Annotated in this window: 16 protein-coding genes and 1 pseudogene; 6 read left to right on the top strand and 11 right to left on the bottom strand. The window is 72.3% G+C overall.

Annotated elements, in window-relative coordinates; genetic code table 11:
* Nucleotides 1-3: 3 nt before the first annotated feature.
* Nucleotides 4-894, top strand: a pseudogene (locus ACXJMZ_RS25755) (ribonucleotide-diphosphate reductase subunit beta); the annotation flags it as partial.
* Nucleotides 895-951: 57 nt separating this feature from the next.
* Here the strand turns inward: ACXJMZ_RS25755 and ACXJMZ_RS25750 are convergent.
* The 11 genes from ACXJMZ_RS25750 to ACXJMZ_RS25700 form a co-directional block, all read right to left on the bottom strand.
* A complete protein-coding gene (locus ACXJMZ_RS25750) occupies nt 952-2,328 on the bottom strand; it encodes an aKG-HExxH-type peptide beta-hydroxylase (RefSeq protein ID WP_457032421.1) in 1,377 nt (458 codons plus the stop codon).
* A gap of 60 nt (nt 2,329-2,388) precedes the next feature.
* Nucleotides 2,389-2,511, bottom strand: coding sequence for a hypothetical protein (locus tag ACXJMZ_RS25745; protein ID WP_457032420.1), 123 nt, complete (start codon nt 2,509-2,511; stop codon nt 2,389-2,391).
* 88 nt (nt 2,512-2,599) lie between these two features.
* On the bottom strand, nt 2,600-4,090 hold the full coding sequence (locus ACXJMZ_RS25740) for a peptide ABC transporter substrate-binding protein (RefSeq protein ID WP_457032419.1): 1,491 nt from the start codon (nt 4,088-4,090) through the stop codon (nt 2,600-2,602).
* A 198-nt stretch (nt 4,091-4,288) separates the two neighbouring features.
* Nucleotides 4,289-4,933 (bottom strand): peptide deformylase, encoded by a 645-nt coding sequence (gene def, locus ACXJMZ_RS25735; protein WP_457032418.1) that lies wholly within the window; start codon nt 4,931-4,933, stop codon nt 4,289-4,291.
* 76 nt (nt 4,934-5,009) lie between these two features.
* Entirely contained in the window at nt 5,010-5,990 is a 981-nt protein-coding gene (locus tag ACXJMZ_RS25730; RefSeq protein ID WP_457032417.1) for a tetratricopeptide repeat protein, read from the bottom strand.
* Nucleotides 5,991-6,147: 157 nt separating this feature from the next.
* Complete coding sequence (locus ACXJMZ_RS25725) at nt 6,148-7,428, bottom strand: HD-GYP domain-containing protein (RefSeq protein WP_457032416.1); 1,281 nt, start codon at nt 7,426-7,428, stop codon at nt 6,148-6,150.
* On the bottom strand, nt 7,425-8,906 hold the full coding sequence (locus ACXJMZ_RS25720; RefSeq protein WP_457032415.1) for an HD-GYP domain-containing protein: 1,482 nt from the start codon (nt 8,904-8,906) through the stop codon (nt 7,425-7,427). Before ACXJMZ_RS25720 ends, ACXJMZ_RS25725 begins: the two co-directional genes overlap by 4 nt.
* Before the next feature lie 149 nt (nt 8,907-9,055).
* Complete coding sequence (gene rsrA, locus ACXJMZ_RS25715) at nt 9,056-9,367, bottom strand: mycothiol system anti-sigma-R factor (protein WP_457032414.1); 312 nt, start codon at nt 9,365-9,367, stop codon at nt 9,056-9,058.
* Complete coding sequence (locus ACXJMZ_RS25710; protein WP_369824306.1) at nt 9,364-10,095, bottom strand: sigma-70 family RNA polymerase sigma factor; 732 nt, start codon at nt 10,093-10,095, stop codon at nt 9,364-9,366. The genes rsrA and ACXJMZ_RS25710 overlap by 4 nt, the downstream gene beginning before the upstream one ends.
* Nucleotides 10,096-10,350: 255 nt before the next feature.
* Nucleotides 10,351-10,977, bottom strand: coding sequence for an alpha/beta hydrolase family protein (locus ACXJMZ_RS25705; RefSeq protein ID WP_457032413.1), 627 nt, complete (start codon nt 10,975-10,977; stop codon nt 10,351-10,353).
* Nucleotides 10,978-10,999: 22 nt separating this feature from the next.
* Nucleotides 11,000-11,755: an SOS response-associated peptidase gene (locus ACXJMZ_RS25700; protein ID WP_457032449.1), complete on the bottom strand. Its 756-nt coding sequence runs from the start codon at nt 11,753-11,755 to the stop codon at nt 11,000-11,002.
* Nucleotides 11,756-11,865: 110 nt separating this feature from the next.
* Here ACXJMZ_RS25700 and ACXJMZ_RS25695 point away from each other — a divergent pair, with 110 nt between their 5' ends.
* From ACXJMZ_RS25695 to hisN, 5 genes are all read left to right on the top strand, one after another.
* Nucleotides 11,866-12,570, top strand: coding sequence for a M50 family metallopeptidase (locus ACXJMZ_RS25695; protein ID WP_457032412.1), 705 nt, complete (start codon nt 11,866-11,868; stop codon nt 12,568-12,570).
* Between the two features lie 169 nt (nt 12,571-12,739).
* Nucleotides 12,740-14,059 carry a 3-phosphoshikimate 1-carboxyvinyltransferase gene (gene aroA / locus ACXJMZ_RS25690; RefSeq protein ID WP_457032411.1) on the top strand — a complete coding sequence of 440 codons (1,320 nt, stop codon included), beginning with the start codon at nt 12,740-12,742 and terminating at the stop codon, nt 14,057-14,059.
* 14 nt (nt 14,060-14,073) lie between these two features.
* Nucleotides 14,074-15,129 (top strand): ribosome small subunit-dependent GTPase A, encoded by a 1,056-nt coding sequence (rsgA, locus tag ACXJMZ_RS25685; protein ID WP_457032410.1) that lies wholly within the window; start codon nt 14,074-14,076, stop codon nt 15,127-15,129.
* A 101-nt stretch (nt 15,130-15,230) separates the two neighbouring features.
* Nucleotides 15,231-15,554, top strand: a complete 324-nt coding sequence (locus tag ACXJMZ_RS25680) for a DMT family transporter (RefSeq protein ID WP_457032409.1) — start codon at nt 15,231-15,233, stop codon at nt 15,552-15,554.
* A gap of 63 nt (nt 15,555-15,617) precedes the next feature.
* Nucleotides 15,618-16,415, top strand: coding sequence for a histidinol-phosphatase (hisN, locus tag ACXJMZ_RS25675; protein WP_457032408.1), 798 nt, complete (start codon nt 15,618-15,620; stop codon nt 16,413-16,415).
* Nucleotides 16,416-16,457 lie beyond the last annotated feature (42 nt).

The following is a 16,457-nucleotide window of genomic DNA, read 5'->3' as shown; positions in this document are numbered from 1 at the left end:
AAGATGCTGCTCGACCCGGGCTTCGAGCTGACGCTCCGTCCGATGCGCTACCCGTCGTTCTACGACAAGTACCGCGACGCGATCAAGAACACCTGGACCGTCGAGGAGGTGGACCTGCACTCCGACGTCGCCGACCTCGCCAAGCTCAGCGACGGCGAGCGGCACATGATCGGCCGTCTGGTCGCCTTCTTCGCCACCGGTGACTCGATCGTCTCCAACAACGTGGTGCTGAGCCTCTACAAGCACATCAACTCCCCCGAGGCCCGGCTCTACCTGTCCCGGCAGCTGTTCGAGGAGGCCGTGCACGTCCAGTTCTACCTGACGCTGCTCGACACCTACCTGCCCGATCCCGAGGACCGGTCGGCGGCCTTCGACGCGGTGGAGAACATCCCCTCCATCCACCAGAAGGCGCAGTTCTGCTTCAAGTACATGAACGCGGTCGACCACCTCGACTCGCTGCAGAGCAAGGACGACCGCCGGGCCTTCCTGCTCAACCTGATCTGCTTCGCGGCCTGCGTCGAGGGGCTGTTCTTCTACGGCGCCTTCGCGTACGTGTACTGGTTCCGGTCCCGGGGCCTGCTGCACGGTCTGGCCACCGGCACCAACTGGGTGTTCCGGGACGAGTCCATGCACATGGACTTCGCCTTCTCGGTGGTGGACACCGTCCGCGCCGAGGAGCCCGACCTCTTCGACGAGGAGATGGCCAAGCAGGTCACCGCGATGCTGGAGGAGGCCGTCGAGGCCGAGCTCCAGTTCGCCGAGGACCTCTGCGGTGAGGGCCTGCCGGGGATGAACACCGCCTCGATGCGGGAGTACCTGCAGGCGGTCGCCGACCAACGGCTGGCCCGCCTCGGCCTGCCGATCCGGTACGGCTCCAGCAACCCGTTCGGCTTCGACGGCCGGCCCCCCCCGGGAGGGGGGGGGGGTTCYCCCCGCSCCCTTCCGCGCTGTTCAGACCAGCTGCAGTGCGGCGTCCCCCGCCGGGATCCGCCGGTGCAGCTCGGTGACCGGGACCACCAGTCCGGCCGCCGCCAGCCCCGCGATGCCGAGCGCGAACCCGGCGTCGGCGACGCCGCCGCCCTGCCGGGCGTAGGCCGCGCCGATCTCCTCCGGCGTACTGCCGTCGCACAGCGCGTAGATCAGCCAGGCGTGCTCGTTGAGCCAGTGGAACCGCGCCGACTCCGGTGCGTAGGCGAGTAGTTGGTGCTGCTCCGGCAGTGCGCAGACCGCCACCGGCTCGGCCTTGCGGTAGCCGCGCGGGTCGAGCGCGGGCGCCGCGGCCGGCGTGGCGACGGGTTCGGGGACGGTCACCCGGACGTTCGGCGCCAGCGGCGCCACCGCGTCCAGCAGCCACCTGACGAACCGTCGGCCGGCCGGGGTCAGCGCCTCGCCGTGCACCTCCAGCGCCTGCCGCCCGAGATGGCCGGCCCGCTCGGCGCTGGTGACGTACCCGCCCTCCACGGCGGCCCGGCTGCCCGGCGTCGGCACCCCCACGCCCTCGGTGACCGGCGGTGCGCCGAAGCGCTCGCGCAGCTCGGCCGGCGCGTCGGCGGCGGCCGCGAAGAACAGCACCAGGTGGGTGTAGACGTGCAGGGCGGCCAGCACCCGGGTCAGCGACCACGGGGTCAACCGCCAGGGGATCTCCACCTGGTGGCCGGGGTCGGCGACCAGCGAGCCGGTCCGCAGCATGTCGAACTGCTTGAGGTGCAGCCCCTCGTGCAACAGGATCTCGGCGGTCATCCACGGGTCACTCAGGTGCTCCGGCGCGATGAACAGCGCCGAGGGCAGCGGGTCGCCGCCGGAGAACGAGTGCAACTCGCCGTCGTCGGCCGCCCCTTGGGCCAGACCGACCAGCGAGACATGCGGGAAGACCCCCGCACCCGCGTACGGCAGCAGGGCGGCCAGCAGCTCTGCGCCCCGGCCGAGCCCGGCCAGCTGTGCTTCGTCCGGGGTGACCCGGCGGGCGCCGCGCAGGTCGGTGAAGCTGCCCTGCTTGAGCTCCTCCAGCCGTACGGCGAGCGGCAGTTCGGCCACCTCGGGGCGGAGCTCGGTCCACACCCAGCCGACCCCTCGGCCGGCCCACGGCCGGCCGCGCCGCGCCATCAGCCGCTCGGTCGGTCCGAGCCCGTCGCCGGCGTCCAGGTCTGCCTCGGTCAGCTGCCGGGCGAACTCGCTCGGGGCCTGCCGGTGGTTCTCCAGCGCGACCATGTCGTTCTCGAAGGCGTTCCGCAGCACCGGGTCGTAGAGGAACGGGCGGAGCGCCGCGTCCTCGGCCTCCCCCAGCCGCGCGAACCGGCCGGCCGCCTCCGGGAAGTGCCGGGCGAGCACGGTCAGGCCCAGCCGGTAGCGGGCGACGTTCCGGCCCGGTGACCGGCCCGCCGTCCGGCGTTACTTGACCGGCGCGATGTCGGACGGGAGCCACTCGCGCTCGTACTGGGCGTCGGTGGTGATGCTCGGCGCCGGCTCGGCGGTCACCCGGATGTTCGGCAGTTCCACGGTCTCGGACGGCATGTCGTCTCCTTTGACTCAGCTGACAGGGCGGTTCCGAATTCAGGAAACCCCGGTGTGGTGACGGTGTGGTGGCGCTCTCGCCCGGGGGTCAGTCCGTGATCGTCACGTCGAACAGGTCCAGCTGCAGCAGCGGCGTGACGGTGACGTTCCCGGTCCTGGTGGACCAGCCCGACTCGACCTTCTGGTACCAGAGCGGAATCGCGGGCATGTCCTGCAGGATCATCTTCTCCGCCTGCTGGTAGAGCTCCCAGCCCTCCTTCTCCGAGGGCGCCGCATCCGCCTCGGCCAGCAGCGCGTCCACCTCCGGGTTGGAGTAGCCGGAGCCGTTCACCGCCGCACCCGTGCGGAAGATCGGGTTGAGGAAGTTCTCGATCGACGGGTAGTCGGCGACCCAGCCGGAACGGAAGATCGTGGTGACCTTCTGCTCGTTGATCAGCTTGCGGAACTCACCGAAGGTCGGCACCGGCGCGTACCTGGCCTCGACGCCCAGCGCTGCGGTGATCGTGCGGCAGGCCGCGTCGATCCACACCTGGTTGGCCGAGTCGTCGTTGGAGGTCAGCTCGATCGGGCCCTCGAAGCCGGTGGTCTCGAACAGCGCCTTCGCCTTCTCCGGCTGGTAGGTGCACAGGTCCCCACTGGCGTTGCCGCCGTACCCGGGCACGATCGGCGGCACCAGGCCGTCGGGGAGCATCTTGTCGCCGTCGAAGGCCGTGTCGATCACGTACTGCCGGTCGATGGCCATCGAGATCGCCTGCCGCACCCGCCGGTCACCGAAGCGCGGGTCCCACATCGGGAACGAGATCGACTGCACGCCCATGTACGGCTTGGCCACGTAGCGCCCGGCCAGTTCCTGCTTGTACCGGCCGCCGTCGAGCGCGTCCGCCGGGACGAAGTCGAGGTAGTCGAGCCGGTTCGCCACCACGTCCGCGTAGGCGTCCTCGAGCATCCGGTAGAACCGGAACTCCACGCCGTCCACGCGCGGCTTGCGGGCCCCGGCGTAGGCCTCGTAGCGGTTCAGCACGATGTTCACGCCGGGGGTGTGCGACCCGAAGCTGAACGGGCCGTTGCCGACCGGATGGGCTTCGAACGCCAGGTTGTCGGCGAAGAAGCTGCGCGGCAGGGGGAAGAACGCGGTGTAGCCGAGCTGGGTCACGAAGGCGGAGAACGGCGCCGACAGCGTCACCTCGAAGACGCTGTCGTCGATCACCTGCAGACCTGACAGCTCCTCCGTCGTCCCGTTCTGGGTCGCTTCGTAGCCCTCGATGTGGGACAGGTACTCGGCGCCCTGCAGCCCGTTCGGGCCGTAGGCGGTGTAGTTCCAGGCGTCGACGAAGCTCGCGGCGGTCACCGGCGTGCCGTCGTGGAACGTCCACCCCGGGTTGAGTGTGATCCGGTAGACGCGGGAGTCGGCCGAGTCGATCGACTTGGCCACCGCCGTGCGGGGCTCGGCCGTGTTGGGGTCGTACTCGACCAGACCGGTGAACAGGGCGTTCACGATCTTCACGCTGTCACGTTCGGTGGCGTCGCCGGGCACCAGCGGGTTCTCCGGTTCGGTGCCGTTCCAGCTGATGATGCTCATCGGTGTGAAATCCCCTCAGGTTCATGGATGCGCGCACAGCCCCCGAGTCCTGCGCCGACCGAGTCCAACAGAACCTCCGACCGGCCGCCATCTTCGGGCGCCGACCCAGTCAGGTCGGCCACCCGGGGCTGCCGTACGAGCCGGGGCAGCACGAAGGGCCGGCTCCGGGCGTACCCGGAACCGGCCCTTGACCAGTCGTCAGTCGTTGGCGACGGTGGCGTACTTGGGGGTGCCCTCGGCCATCTGCTTCAGCGCGTCCTTACGGTCCCGCTTGGAGAGCCGGTCGATGTACAGGTAGCCGTACAGGTGGTCGGTCTCGTGCTGGAGGCAGCGGGCGTAGAAGCCGGAGCCCTCGACCCGGATCGGGTTGCCGTCCTTGTCCTGGCCGGTGACGGCGGCGTAGTCGGGGCGGGCCAGCTCCATGTAGGCGGTGGGCACCGAGAGGCAGCCCTCCGGGGAGTCGTCCAGCTGCCGCTGCCCGGCCGGCAGGTCCTCCAGCACGGGGTTGATCACGTGGCCGACGTGCCGGACACCGTCGTCGTCCGGGCAGTCGTAGACGAACACCTTGGCGTCCACGCCGATCTGGTTGGCCGCCAGGCCGACGCCCTCGGCCGCGTACATCGACACGAACATGTCGTCGATCAGCGAGGCCAGCTCCGCGTCGAACTCGGTGACCGTCTTGACCTCACGGTGCAGCACGGGGTTGCCGACCACGGTGATCGGGCGGGCGGTGCCCTTGGAGAGGTCGGGCAGCTCGCCGACCACCTTCGGCTCCGCGGCCTCCTCGGGCGCGTGGTCGTGCGCGTGGTCGTGGTCGTGCGCGTGGTCGTGCTGATCCGCCATCGTTGCTTCCGCTTTCTGGGTCTGCCGAAGATCTACCGGGTAAAGAGTACGGCGCCCGGCATACCGCAGGCCCTTACTAGCAGACCTCTTCGAGGTCCCGGTAGGCCCGGGTGGCGGGTGAGACGGCCACCCAGCGGTCCAGCAGGCTGCCGACCAGCTGGGCCGGGGCGGCGATCCCGCACTCCCGTTCGGTCAGCCAGGACAGGCCGGAGCCCGCCTGGCTCAGGTGGCTGAGGTGGCCCGGGTGGGCCGCGTCGCCGTCGTCGTGCGGGTCGTGGTGCACGGTGCGGCCGTCGTCGGCCGCCATCCGGCTCTCCGAACAGGTCCGGCAGAGCAACCGGACCGAGGAGGTCCAGTCCTCGGCCGCGTACCCCGCGTCGGCGACCAGCCGCTCCAGCGCGTCTCGGTCGGCCGCGGTGGCCGCCTGCAGCAGCACCACGTAGGTCGGCACCGGTGAGGGCGCCCAGAGCTCGATCTCGTCGAAGACCGGGTACGCCACCCCGTCCGCGACCCGCTCACCGTGCGGGGCGCCGTCGTGCAGCACCACCTCGCCCCAGCGGCGGCCCGAGGAGGGCAGCGGGATGGAGAGCACCTCGATCCGGGCCGGGTCGAGCCGCCGGCCCCAGACCACCTCGGCCTCGCCCTCCGGGGAGAGCCGGACGGGGGTGGTGCCCAGGTCGAGCTGGACGGTGCCGTCCTGGGCGCCGCCGGGCAGCCGCAGGCCGTACGCCTGCCAGGCCCGCCGGGCCAGCGCCCAGTCCTGCAGGGCGGTCGCGGTGATGCCGAGGTTCCACCAGTCCGGGGCGCCCTGTTCGCGGTCCAGCAGCGCCACCGCGCGCAGGCCGGCCGCTCTGGCCTGGTCCCAGTCCCGGCGGAACTTGTGCAGCAGGGCAAGGTTGAACCAGGAGTCGGAGAGCCAGGGCTCCAGGTCGGCGGCCATCACCAGCAGCGGCCCGGCGTCCTCGTAGCGGCCGTCACCGATCAGGGTGAAGGCGCGGTCGGTGGTCTGCCGCCAGGTCGCCGACGGCCGGTGTCGTGCGCGGTGGAAGATCCTCACGTTCCGTCCCTGCCGTAGTCGTCCGCCGGTGTGCCGTTCCCGGTCCGTCGGGGCTTCATCCCCGGCTTTCCACGCTATGACCGCATCCAACCACGCCGCCCGTCGGCCGCGCTCCTCGCACCCAAGACCGACCGGCCATTGGGGGGTGGGTCTGGGTTCAGTCGGGTCGGGCGACGACTGCGGCGGATCGGGCCAGTACGTCCAGCACCCGGGGGTCGTAGAGCCGGCCGGACTCCGACCGGAGCAGTTCGAACACCTCCTGCCGACCGGCCTGCTCGGTCAGGCCCCGGCGGCGGGCGGCAGCCGACAGGTCGTCAAAAGCGTTCGCCACCCGGATGATCCGGGCCGCCAGCGGCAGCGTCCGGTCCGCGTCGCCGTCCGGGCCGCGGCAGGGATCGGCCAGCCTGGCCACCTGTCCGGCCACCTGCCGGGGCACGCCCGTCCGGCTGATCACCTCGCTGCCGAGCCGGGCGATCCGCTGCTGCTCCGGCTGGGGCAACAGGGCGGTGGCCCCGTCCGGGACCGGCTCCACCAGCGAGAGCTGACCGATGTCGTGCATCAGCGCGGCGTACTCCAGCAGGGCGAGGTCCCGGCTGCCCAGGCCCAGCTCGCGGCCGAGCGCGCAGGCGGTGTCGGCCACCCGGCGGGCATGGCCCGGCGGGGTGTACCCGGCCACCTCGGTGGCCCTGGCCAGCGTCTCGATGGTCTGCCCGGTGGTGGCCCGGACGGCCGCCGCCCGCCGGAACGCGGCCTGGGCCAGCAGCAGCGGGGCGCAGAACAGCGGCAGCGCCCAGAGCCCCACCTCCCCCGCCAGCAGGCTGATCAGCATCCCGGTGGCGACGATCGCCGAACCGATCCCGAGCAGCGAGCGCAGCTCGTCCTCCAGCGCGGCGGCGAACCGCAGCCCTGTCCTGGCCCGCCGCTGGACCGCCGCCAGGGTGGCGTCGCAGAGCGCGGCCAGCGCCGCCACCCCCGTCAGGAACACCCCGTACGCGGGTCCGGCCAGCGGCAGCTGGTCCAGCGCGCCGCTGTTGTAGAGCGGCTGGAACAGCAGCGCCGCGAACCCCACCGTGAGCAGCCGCCGGACCGCCCCGTCCACCCGGCCCGGCTCCGGGCGGCACCGCCGGTGCCGGTGGCGACTGTGCAGCGGCGCGAGCCCGGCCAGCGTGCCGATCCCGGCCACCGCCACCACCTGCGAGACACCGTGCGTGGTGGGCAGCCCGTGCAGCGGCCCGAGCAGCGCGTACGCCAGCGCGACGGCGGTACCGATCGGGGCCTGCTCGCGATCGCCCGGGAGAGTGACCCGGACCCGCTCGCCGACCGCGATCACCGCCCCGAAGGCCGCCGCCACCAGCGGCGCGGAGATGCCGTGGGAGAGCGCGTCGGCGCAGCCGAGCAGCAGGAGCAGGGCCGCGGTGACCCGGAGTGCCCTGGTCACGGCGCACCGGGCAGCAGGTCGCCGGCCGGGCGGCGGGCCGGTTCGGGGACGCCGAGCGGGATGTCCGGGACCTCCCCGGCCCAGCCGCCGGGCGGCGGCAGCGCGGGCTCCCAGCCGTGCAGCCGGACCGCCTCGACCAGAGCCAGCACCATCGCCGGGTCGAACTGGCTGCCCGCGCAGCGCTGCAGCTCGGTCACCGCCTCGGCCACCGGCCGGCCGCGCCGGTAGGAGCGGGTGGAGGTCATCGAGTCGAAGGCGTCCGCGACCGAGATGATCCGGGCGAACTCCGGGATCCGCTCCCCCGCCAGGCCCTTCGGGTAGCCGCGCCCGTCCAGCCGCTCGTGGTGGTGCAGGATGCCGTCCCTGGCCTCGCCGAGGAAGTCGATCCCCCGGACCAGCTCGAAGCCGAACACCGGGTGCACCTCGACCGCCCGCCGCTCGGCCTCGGTCAGCGGCCCGTTCCGCCGCAGCAGTTCGGTGGCCACCCCGAGCTTGCCCACGTCGTGCAGGGTGCCCGCGAAGTGCAGGGTGCGCAGCCGGTCCTCCGCCATCCCGAGCTGACGGGCGATCAGCACGGCGGCCCGGCCGACCCGTTCGCTGTGGCCCCGGGTGTACGCGTCCTTGATCTCCACCGCCTGCACCAGCGCCTGGACGGTGGCCTGGTGGGCCGTCCGCTCCCGGTGCCCCTGGGCGGAGACCCAGGCCGAGATGGAGAACGGCAGCAGCGCCAGCACCGCGGCGAAGGCGCCGTACGGGCCCTGCCAGAGCACCGCGACCATCAGCCCGCCGGCCCCGTGCAGCAGCGCCGGCAGCACCGCACCGACCGGCGGGGCGCTCGGCCGGCCGGGCTCGGCCAGCCGCCGCATCCCGCCCACCAGCGCGGAGTTGACCAGACAGAACAGCAGTACGGCCGCCAGCGCGGGCAGCACCGCGACCGGGAACCGGGAGCCGAGCAGCAGCTCGGGCCCGGGCAGCAGCCGGAACAGCACGGCCGCGGCGAACGCGGAGAGCGCCAGCTGGGCGGCGTTCCAGACCCGGCGGGCGGCCTTCGGCGCGGCGGCCGGGGCGGTCAGTGCGGCGGGCAGCGCGACCAGCGCGGCAGCGGCCGGCGGGAGCATCAGCACCCCGGCGAACAGCACCGGCAGGAAGACCGGCCCGGCCCGCTCCGGAGCCGACGGCTGCCCGGATGCCCGCCGCCGCCCGAGCACTACCGCCCGGAGCAGCCGCAGACACGGGGTCGGGCCGCCCTGGGCGAGCGAGCCCCAGCAGACGTTCAGCACGGCCAGCAGTCCGACCCGGGGCCAGTCCACCGGACCGGCCAGCCAGCCGGGGCCGGTCAGCACCAGCGGCAGCAGGGCGCCGACCGCGCCGAGCAGCACCACGGCGCCGTATCGCAGCGCCGCTCCCGGCAGGGCCGGGCCCGGGTCCTCGTCAGCGATCTCCGCCTCCCCGCCACGGCCACAGTTCCCCTGGGGCACCCAAGGGCTGAGTGCTCGTCAGGAGAATAGGGCCCGTCCCGGCGGAGCGGACGCCCGATCACGGAATGCCCCGGTCGGCGCAGTGCCAACTCACTCGAACGAGTGATGACCGACCGGACGGCGAACCATTACGGGAGGGACGGAGGGTCCTACTCGGCGGCCTCGGCCACCGTCAGCGACTCGGTCAGCGACTCGCCGGCCCGCTGCCCCGCCCGGATCGAGTCGATCCGGGCCAGCACCTTGCCACGCAGGTCGGCCGGGGAGTGCTCGCTGCTGCAGGAACGCTTGACCAGCGCCTTGATGGCCTGCTCCAGGCCGTACTCCGCCAGGCACGGGGAGCACTCCTCGAAGTGCACCTTCAGCTTGGCGCAGTCGCCCTCGGCCATCTCGTTGTCGAGCAGCTCGTAGAGGTGGTCGAGTACCTCTCCACAGTCGGTGTCGTGCGGATCGCCGCAGCTCATGAGCCCGAGCCCTTCGCTTCCTGCCCTGCCCCGCTGCCGGCCGGGACGAGCCCGCGCTCACGGGCGTAGTCCTCCAGCATGCCGCGCAACTGACGACGGCCACGGTGCAGACGGGACATCACCGTGCCGATGGGAGTACCCATGATGTCCGCGATCTCCTTGTACGCAAAGCCCTCGACGTCCGCGAGGTAGACCGCGATGCGGAACTCCTCCGGGATCGCCTGCAGGGCGTCCTTCACGTCACTGTCCGGCAGGTGGTCGAGCGCCTGGGTCTCGGCCGACCGCAGGCCGGTCGACATGTGCGACTCGGCCCTGGCCAGCTGCCAGTCCTCGATCTCCTCGGCGGCGGTGCGCTGGGGCTCCCGCTGCTTCTTCCGGTACGAGTTGATGAAGGTGTTGGTGAGAATCCGGTACAGCCAGGCCTTGAGGTTGGTGCCCTCGCGGAACTGGTGGAAGGAGGCGTACGCCTTGGCGAAGGCCTCCTGGAGCAGGTCCTCGGCATCGGCCGGGTTCCGGGTCATCCGCAGCGCCGCTGAGTACATCTGGTCCAGGTAACCCAGGGCGTCCCGCTCGAAGCGGTCGCGTCTGGCGTCGTCGGTCTCGTCGACCGACACCCGGAAGGTGTCCTCACCGATCGCCTCGGCCAGCTCGTCACCGGTCAGCATCTCGCTGCCCGGCTCCGTCTCGACCGGCTCGGCCTCGTGCTCCGCTCCGACGACCGGACCCACCTCCTCGGCTTTACGAGCCGGCACCTGAGTGGGCCGACCCGACAGCGAGGATATCGGGCTGACGGGCTTCTCGCCCGCGACCAGCCACTCGGACCAGTCGGGCACTGCGGCACTGGCCGCCGCCCGCTCGTCCGGCCGTTCGGGGCACGCGATCGAACCCATCCTGCCCTGCCTTCCACCGGTACACCTTGCTGACGTCAGGTGTAAACCCGGCCGGGTGTCAGGGAATTCCCGGTGCGTCGAATGCCCGGGCGTTCAGAGCTCCAGAATCCAGTCCCCGACCGCGGCGGTGACCAGATCCAACGCCTCCTCCTGCCCGAGCGGGGCCCGCTTGGGCACGGCGAAACCGTGGCTCCCGTACGGGACCGCCACCAGCCGGTGGCCGACCGGGAGTTCAGGGAACTCCTCGGGTGTGCCGAAGGTGTCCTGCCCGGCCTGCACCACCAGGGTCGGGCAGCCGGTGCCGAGCAGCTCCTCGGCCCGGCTCCGCTCCGGCTTGCCCGGCGGGTGCAGCGGGAAGGCCAGCGCGACCACGCCGACGGCACCGGTCGGCCCGGCGGTCCGGCAGGCCACCCGGGCGCCCGCGCTGCGGCCGCCGACCACCAACGGGAGCCGCTGCCCGGCCAGTTGGGCCATCACTGGCAACCAGGCCCGGTCCAAGGTCTTCGGGGCCGGGCCGATCTTCTTCCCGGCCACCCGCCAGGGCTGTTCGACCAGCGCCACGGTGATCCCGCGCGCGGGCAGCGCGGCGGCCAGCGCCTGCAGGTCGCGGGCCTCGACCCCGCCGCCCGCGCCGTGACCGAGCGCCAGCAGGGCGTGGGCCTGGCCGTCGGCGGGGTACAGGGTGATCCGGGCGTCGCCGACAGGGGTGGGGACAAGCATGGCGCTCCGTCAGAAGAGTCCGTCAGAAGAGGGTGCTGCCGTCCGGCTCGAGCTCGCTGAGCGGTCGCAGCAGTTCGGGGCCGTTGTTACGGATGTTGCCGACCGCCGGACCTATCGGCCGGGCCAGCAGCGCGCCGGGCGGCGGCGGGACCAGCAGGCCGCGCAGCTCGTCCGGGTCGCTCAGCGCCGGGTCGAGCCAGGCGTCGAAGGACTCCGGGTCGAGGAAGAGCGGCATCCGGTGGTGGATCGGGGCCAGCGCGGGCTCGGCGTCGGTGGTGACCACCGTGCAGGTGACCAGCCACGCCTCGGGGTGGTCGGCCGGGAAGCGGCGGTCCCGCCAGAACTCGTACAGGCCGGCCAGCGCCAGCACGGTGCCGTCGGCCCGGTGCACGAAGAACGGCTGCTTGCGCGGCTTGCCCTTCTCGCTGGGTATGGTCTCCCACTCGTAGTAGCCGTCCACCGGCAGCAGGCAGCGCCGGGACGCGAACGCCTGCCGGTAGGCGGGCTTCTCGTGCACGGTGTCCGCCCGGGCATTGATCATCTTCACCGCCGTCTCCGGCGACTTCGACCAGGCCGGCACCAGACCCCAGCGCACCACCCGCAGCTGCCGGACCGGCGCCCCGCCGCCCTTCGGCGGCCGGTCCAGCACCACGAAGCCGGGGTCGGTCGGCGCCACGTTCCAGCTCGGCGCGATGGTCTCGGTCGGGTCCCACTGCTCGACCCCGAAGACCTCGACCAGGTCCTGGGGCGCGGTGGTGGAGGCGAAACGTCCGCACATGGTGATCAGCTTGCCACGGGCCTTCTCATCCGATCCGCAGAACCGGGCGGTTCCCTCCCGCCGTCCTGGCATGGGAGGGTGCTGGTCCGAACGCGGCAAGGAGGTACGGAATGGACTTCGCGGGACTGTGGGACACCGTCACCGCCACCCAGCCGGGGCCACCGCACTGGCTGGTGCTCGGCAGCGCGGCGGTCGCCCTGCTGGCGATCCTGCCGCACCCGGTCTGGCGGCTCAGCCGCAACGTGGTGACCATCGCCCACGAGGGCGGCCACGGCCTGGTCGCCCTGCTGACCAAGCGTCGGCTGGCCGGCATCCGCCTGCACTCCGACACCTCCGGCCTCACCATCTCCTCGGGCCCGCCCACCGGCCCCGGCATGATCCTCACCGCGGCGGCCGGGTACACCGCTCCGCCCCTGCTCGGCCTCGGCGGGGCCGCCCTGCTGGCCGGGCAGCACGTCACCCAGCTGCTCTGGATCGCCATCGTGCTGCTGGCCGGGCTGCTGATCATGATCCGGAACGCCTTCGGCCTGCTCTCGGTGGTGGTCACCGGAGCCGCCTTCTTCCTGATCTCCTGGTACGGCAGCAGCCAGCTCCAGGCCGCCTTCGCCTACCTGGGCGTCTGGTTCCTGCTGCTCGCGGGCGTCCGCCCGGTGCTGGAGCTCCAGGGCAAGCGACGCCGCGAGGGCGCCCGCAGCACCGACGCCGACCAACTCGCCCGCCTCACCCGGATCGGCCCGCTCTTCTGGGTCGGCCTCTTCCTCCTGGTCGCCCTCGCCTCCCTCACCGTGGGCGGCACCTGGCTGCTCGCTCTCTAGCGAGGGAGAGCCCCGTCAGGGGCTCGGGGAACTGCGACGCCATTCTCAAAAAAGGTCGCCCTTACATAAATGGTCAGGCACTTTGCCGTTCGACCCCTGCACCGGACCTCCTCACCGCTCCCCGACAGCGCAACCGGGCCGGAGGCCGACCGGCACCTAGACTGACCCCATGACCGAAGCCCTGTGGCCCGCCCCCGTTGCGACCGGCGCCGTCGACGCCACCGTGACCATCCCCGGATCGAAGTCGGCGACCAACCGTGCGTTGGTGCTGGCCGCGCTGGCGGACGGCCCGGGCTGGATCCGCCGGCCGCTCCGCAGCCGGGACTCCCAGCTGATGGCCGACGGCCTGCGCGCCCTGGGCGTCGGCATCGAGGAGACCGTCAACAACGCCAGCGGCGGCACCGGCGGCGGCGAGGCGTGGCGGATCATCCCGGCCGGCCAGCTCCGCGGCCCGGCCCAGGTGGACGTCGGCAACGCGGGCACCGTGATGCGCTTCCTCCCCCCGCTCGCCGTCCTCGCCGACGGCCCGGTGCACTTCGACGGCGACCCGCGCAGCTACGAGCGACCCCAGCACGGCGTGATCGACGCGCTGCGCGCCCTCGGCGCCCGGATCGACGACGGCGGCCGCGGCGGCTTCCCGCTCACCGTGCACGGCACGGGCGCGCTGGACGGCGGCCCGGTCGAGCTCGACGCCTCGTCCTCCTCACAGTTCGTCAGTGCCCTGCTGCTCTCCGGCGCCCGCTACAACAACGGCGTGGAAATCCGGAACATCGGCGGCACCGTCCCCTCTCTTCCGCACATCCGGATGACGGTCGACATGCTCCGCAAGGCCGGCGTCCAGGTGGACGCGCCGGAGGACGGTGGCGAGAAGGACGTCTGGCGGGTCACCCCGGGCGCGCTGATCGGCCGTGACCTGGTGGTCGAGCCTGACCTCTCCAACGCCGCGCCGTTCTTCGCCGCCGCGCTGGTGACCGGCGGCCGGGTCACCGTCCGGGACTGGCCCAAGCACACCTACCAGCCGGGCGACCAGCTCCGCGACCTGTACACCCGGATGGGCGGCAGCTGCGAACTGACCGACGAGGGCCTGGAGTTCACTGGTACCGGCAAGATCCACGGGATCGACGCCGACCTGCACGACGTGGGCGAGCTGACCCCGGTGATCGCGGCCGTCGCCGCGCTCGCCGACTCCGAGTCGCACCTGTACGGCATCGCGCACCTGCGGCTGCACGAGACCGACCGGCTGGCCGCGCTGGTCAAGGAGATCAACGACCTGGGCGGCGACGCCGCCGAGACCGAGGACGGTCTGCGGATCAGGCCGCGCCCGCTGCACGGCGGCGTCTTCCACACCTACGAGGACCACCGGCTGGCCACCGCCGCCGCGGTGATCGGTCTGGCCGTACCCGGGGTGCAGGTGGAGAACGTGGCGACCACCGCGAAGACCCTGCCGGACTTCCCGCAGATGTGGGCCGACCTGCTCGGCCAGGGCTGACGGGGAGTCGGGAGATGCGCCGTTACGGCAAGGACGCCGACGAGGACGACATCCGCAACCGCCCGGGCCGCAAGGGCTCCAAGCCGCGGACCAGGATCAGGCCCAAGCACGAGGACGCCGCCGAGGCGATGATCCTGACCGTCGACCGCGGCCGGCTGACCTGCCTGGTCGAGGCGGGCACCAAGCAGGAGCGCCAGGTGATGGCGATGAAGTCGCGCGAGCTGGGGCGCAAGGGCGTGGTGGTCGGCGACGTGGTGCACGTGATCGGCGACCTCTCGGGTGAAGTGGACACGCTGGCCCGGATCGTCCGGGTCGAGGAGCGCCGCTCGGTCCTGCGCCGCACGGCGGACGACGACGACCCGTTCGAGCGGATCGTGGTGGCCAACGCCCAGCAGCTGGCGATCGTCACCGCGCTGGCCGACCCGGAGCCCCGGCCCCGGCTGATCGACCGCTGCCTGGTGGCGGCGTACGACGCCGGGATGCGGCCGCTGCTGGTGCTCACCAAGGCGGACCTGGCCTCGGCCGAGCCGCTGCTGGAGGCGTACGCGCCGCTCGGCATCGACTACGTGGTGACCCGGCGGGACGAGCTGGAGACCGCCGGGGCGGAGGCGGTCCGGGAGCACCTGCGCGGGCTCTCCACCGTCTTCATCGGGCACTCGGGGGTCGGCAAGACCACCCTGGTGAACGCCCTGGTGCCGCTGCACCAGCGGTCCACCGGTGTGGTCAACGCGGTCACCGGCCGGGGGCGGCACACCACCGTCTCGGCACTGGCGCTCCGGCTGCCGCCGCCGCCCGGGGCGAAGCCGGGATCCAAGAAGGCCCTCGATCCCGGCTGGGTGATCGACACCCCCGGCTTCCGCTCCTTCGGCCTCTCCCACATCGACCCGTCCCGGGTCATCCTGGCCTTCCCCGACCTGGAGCCCGGCACCGAGGGCTGCCCCCGCGCGTGCAGCCACGACGAGCCCGACTGCGCCCTGGACGCCTGGGTCGCCGACGGCCACGCCGAACAGGCCAGGCTGTACTCGCTCCGTCGCCTGCTCTCCTCCAAGGAGGCGCGGGAAGGTGACTGACGGAAGTCTTTCGGCCCGTCAGAAGTGTTGGAAGCCCCTCGCGCGGTGATCATAGGAAGGTCGGACCGGTCGGTCCGGCCTTGCGAGGGGAGTCGGCTCCGATGGCATGGGCCCTGGTGATCATCGCCGGACTGTTGGAGACCGGTTTCGCGATCAACCTGAAACTCAGCGACGGCTTCACCAAGCTCTGGCCCACCGTCAGCTTCTGCGTCTTCGCCCTGGGCAGCTTCGGACTGCTCACCCTCTCGCTCAAGACCCTCCCGGTCGGCCCGGCCTACGCGGTGTGGACCGGGCTCGGCGCCGCCGGGACGGCCATCTACGGGATGATCTACATGGACGAGACCACCTCCACCCTCAAGCTGGTCTCGATCTCGCTCGTGATCGCGGGCGTGATCGGTCTCCAGCTGAGCGGCTCCGGGCACTGACGGACCGTCCAGTTCGCGAGCCGAACTGTCCAGATCCGTGGACACTCGCTTAATCTTTCGGGCATGGCCGACTATCACGACGATCTCCGACTCGCCCACGTCCTCGCCGACTCGGCCGACTCGATCACCATGGAGCGCTTCAAGGCGCTGGACCTCAAGGTCGAGACCAAGCCCGACCTGACCCCGGTGAGCGACGCGGACAAGGCCGCCGAGGAGCTGGTGCGCAGCGTGCTGCAGCGCGCCCGGCCGCGCGACGCGGTGCTCGGCGAGGAGTTCGGCCTCAAGGGCTCCGGGCCGCGCCGCTGGGTGATCGACCCGATCGACGGCACCAAGAACTACGTCCGCGGCGTCCCGGTCTGGGCCACCCTGATCTCGCTGCTGGAGGTCGGCCCGGACGGTGAGCAGCACCCGGTGGTCGGCATCGTCTCCGCCCCGGCACTGCAGCGCCGCTGGTGGGCCGCCAAGGGCCTGGGCGCGTACGCCGGCCGCAGCCTGGCCAAGGCGAGCCGGATCCACGTCTCCTCGGTCTCCCGCCTCGAGGACGCCTCGCTCTCCTACTCCTCGCTCACCGGCTGGGAGGAGCGGGCCCGCCTGGACGCCTTCCTCGACCTCTCCCGGTCCTGCTGGCGCACCCGCGCGTACGGCGACTTCTGGTCGTACATGATGGTCGCCGAGGGCGCGGTGGACATCGCCGCCGAGCCCGAGCTGAGCCTGTGGGACATGGCCGCGCCGTGCATCGTGGTGCAGGAGGCGGGCGGCCGGTTCACCGGCCTGGACGGCTTCGAGGGCGCGAACGGCGCCGACGCGGTGGCCTCGAACGGTCTGCTGCACGAGGAGACCCTGCGCAAGCTCACGGTCTGACACATGGTTGCGGGCYCCGGTGACGATCGAACGTCTCCGGGG

The organism is Kitasatospora sp. P5_F3 (assembly GCF_054049135.1).
The sequence above is the reverse complement of the archived record's forward strand: the minus strand, read 5'-3'. Positions and strand labels throughout refer to the sequence as shown.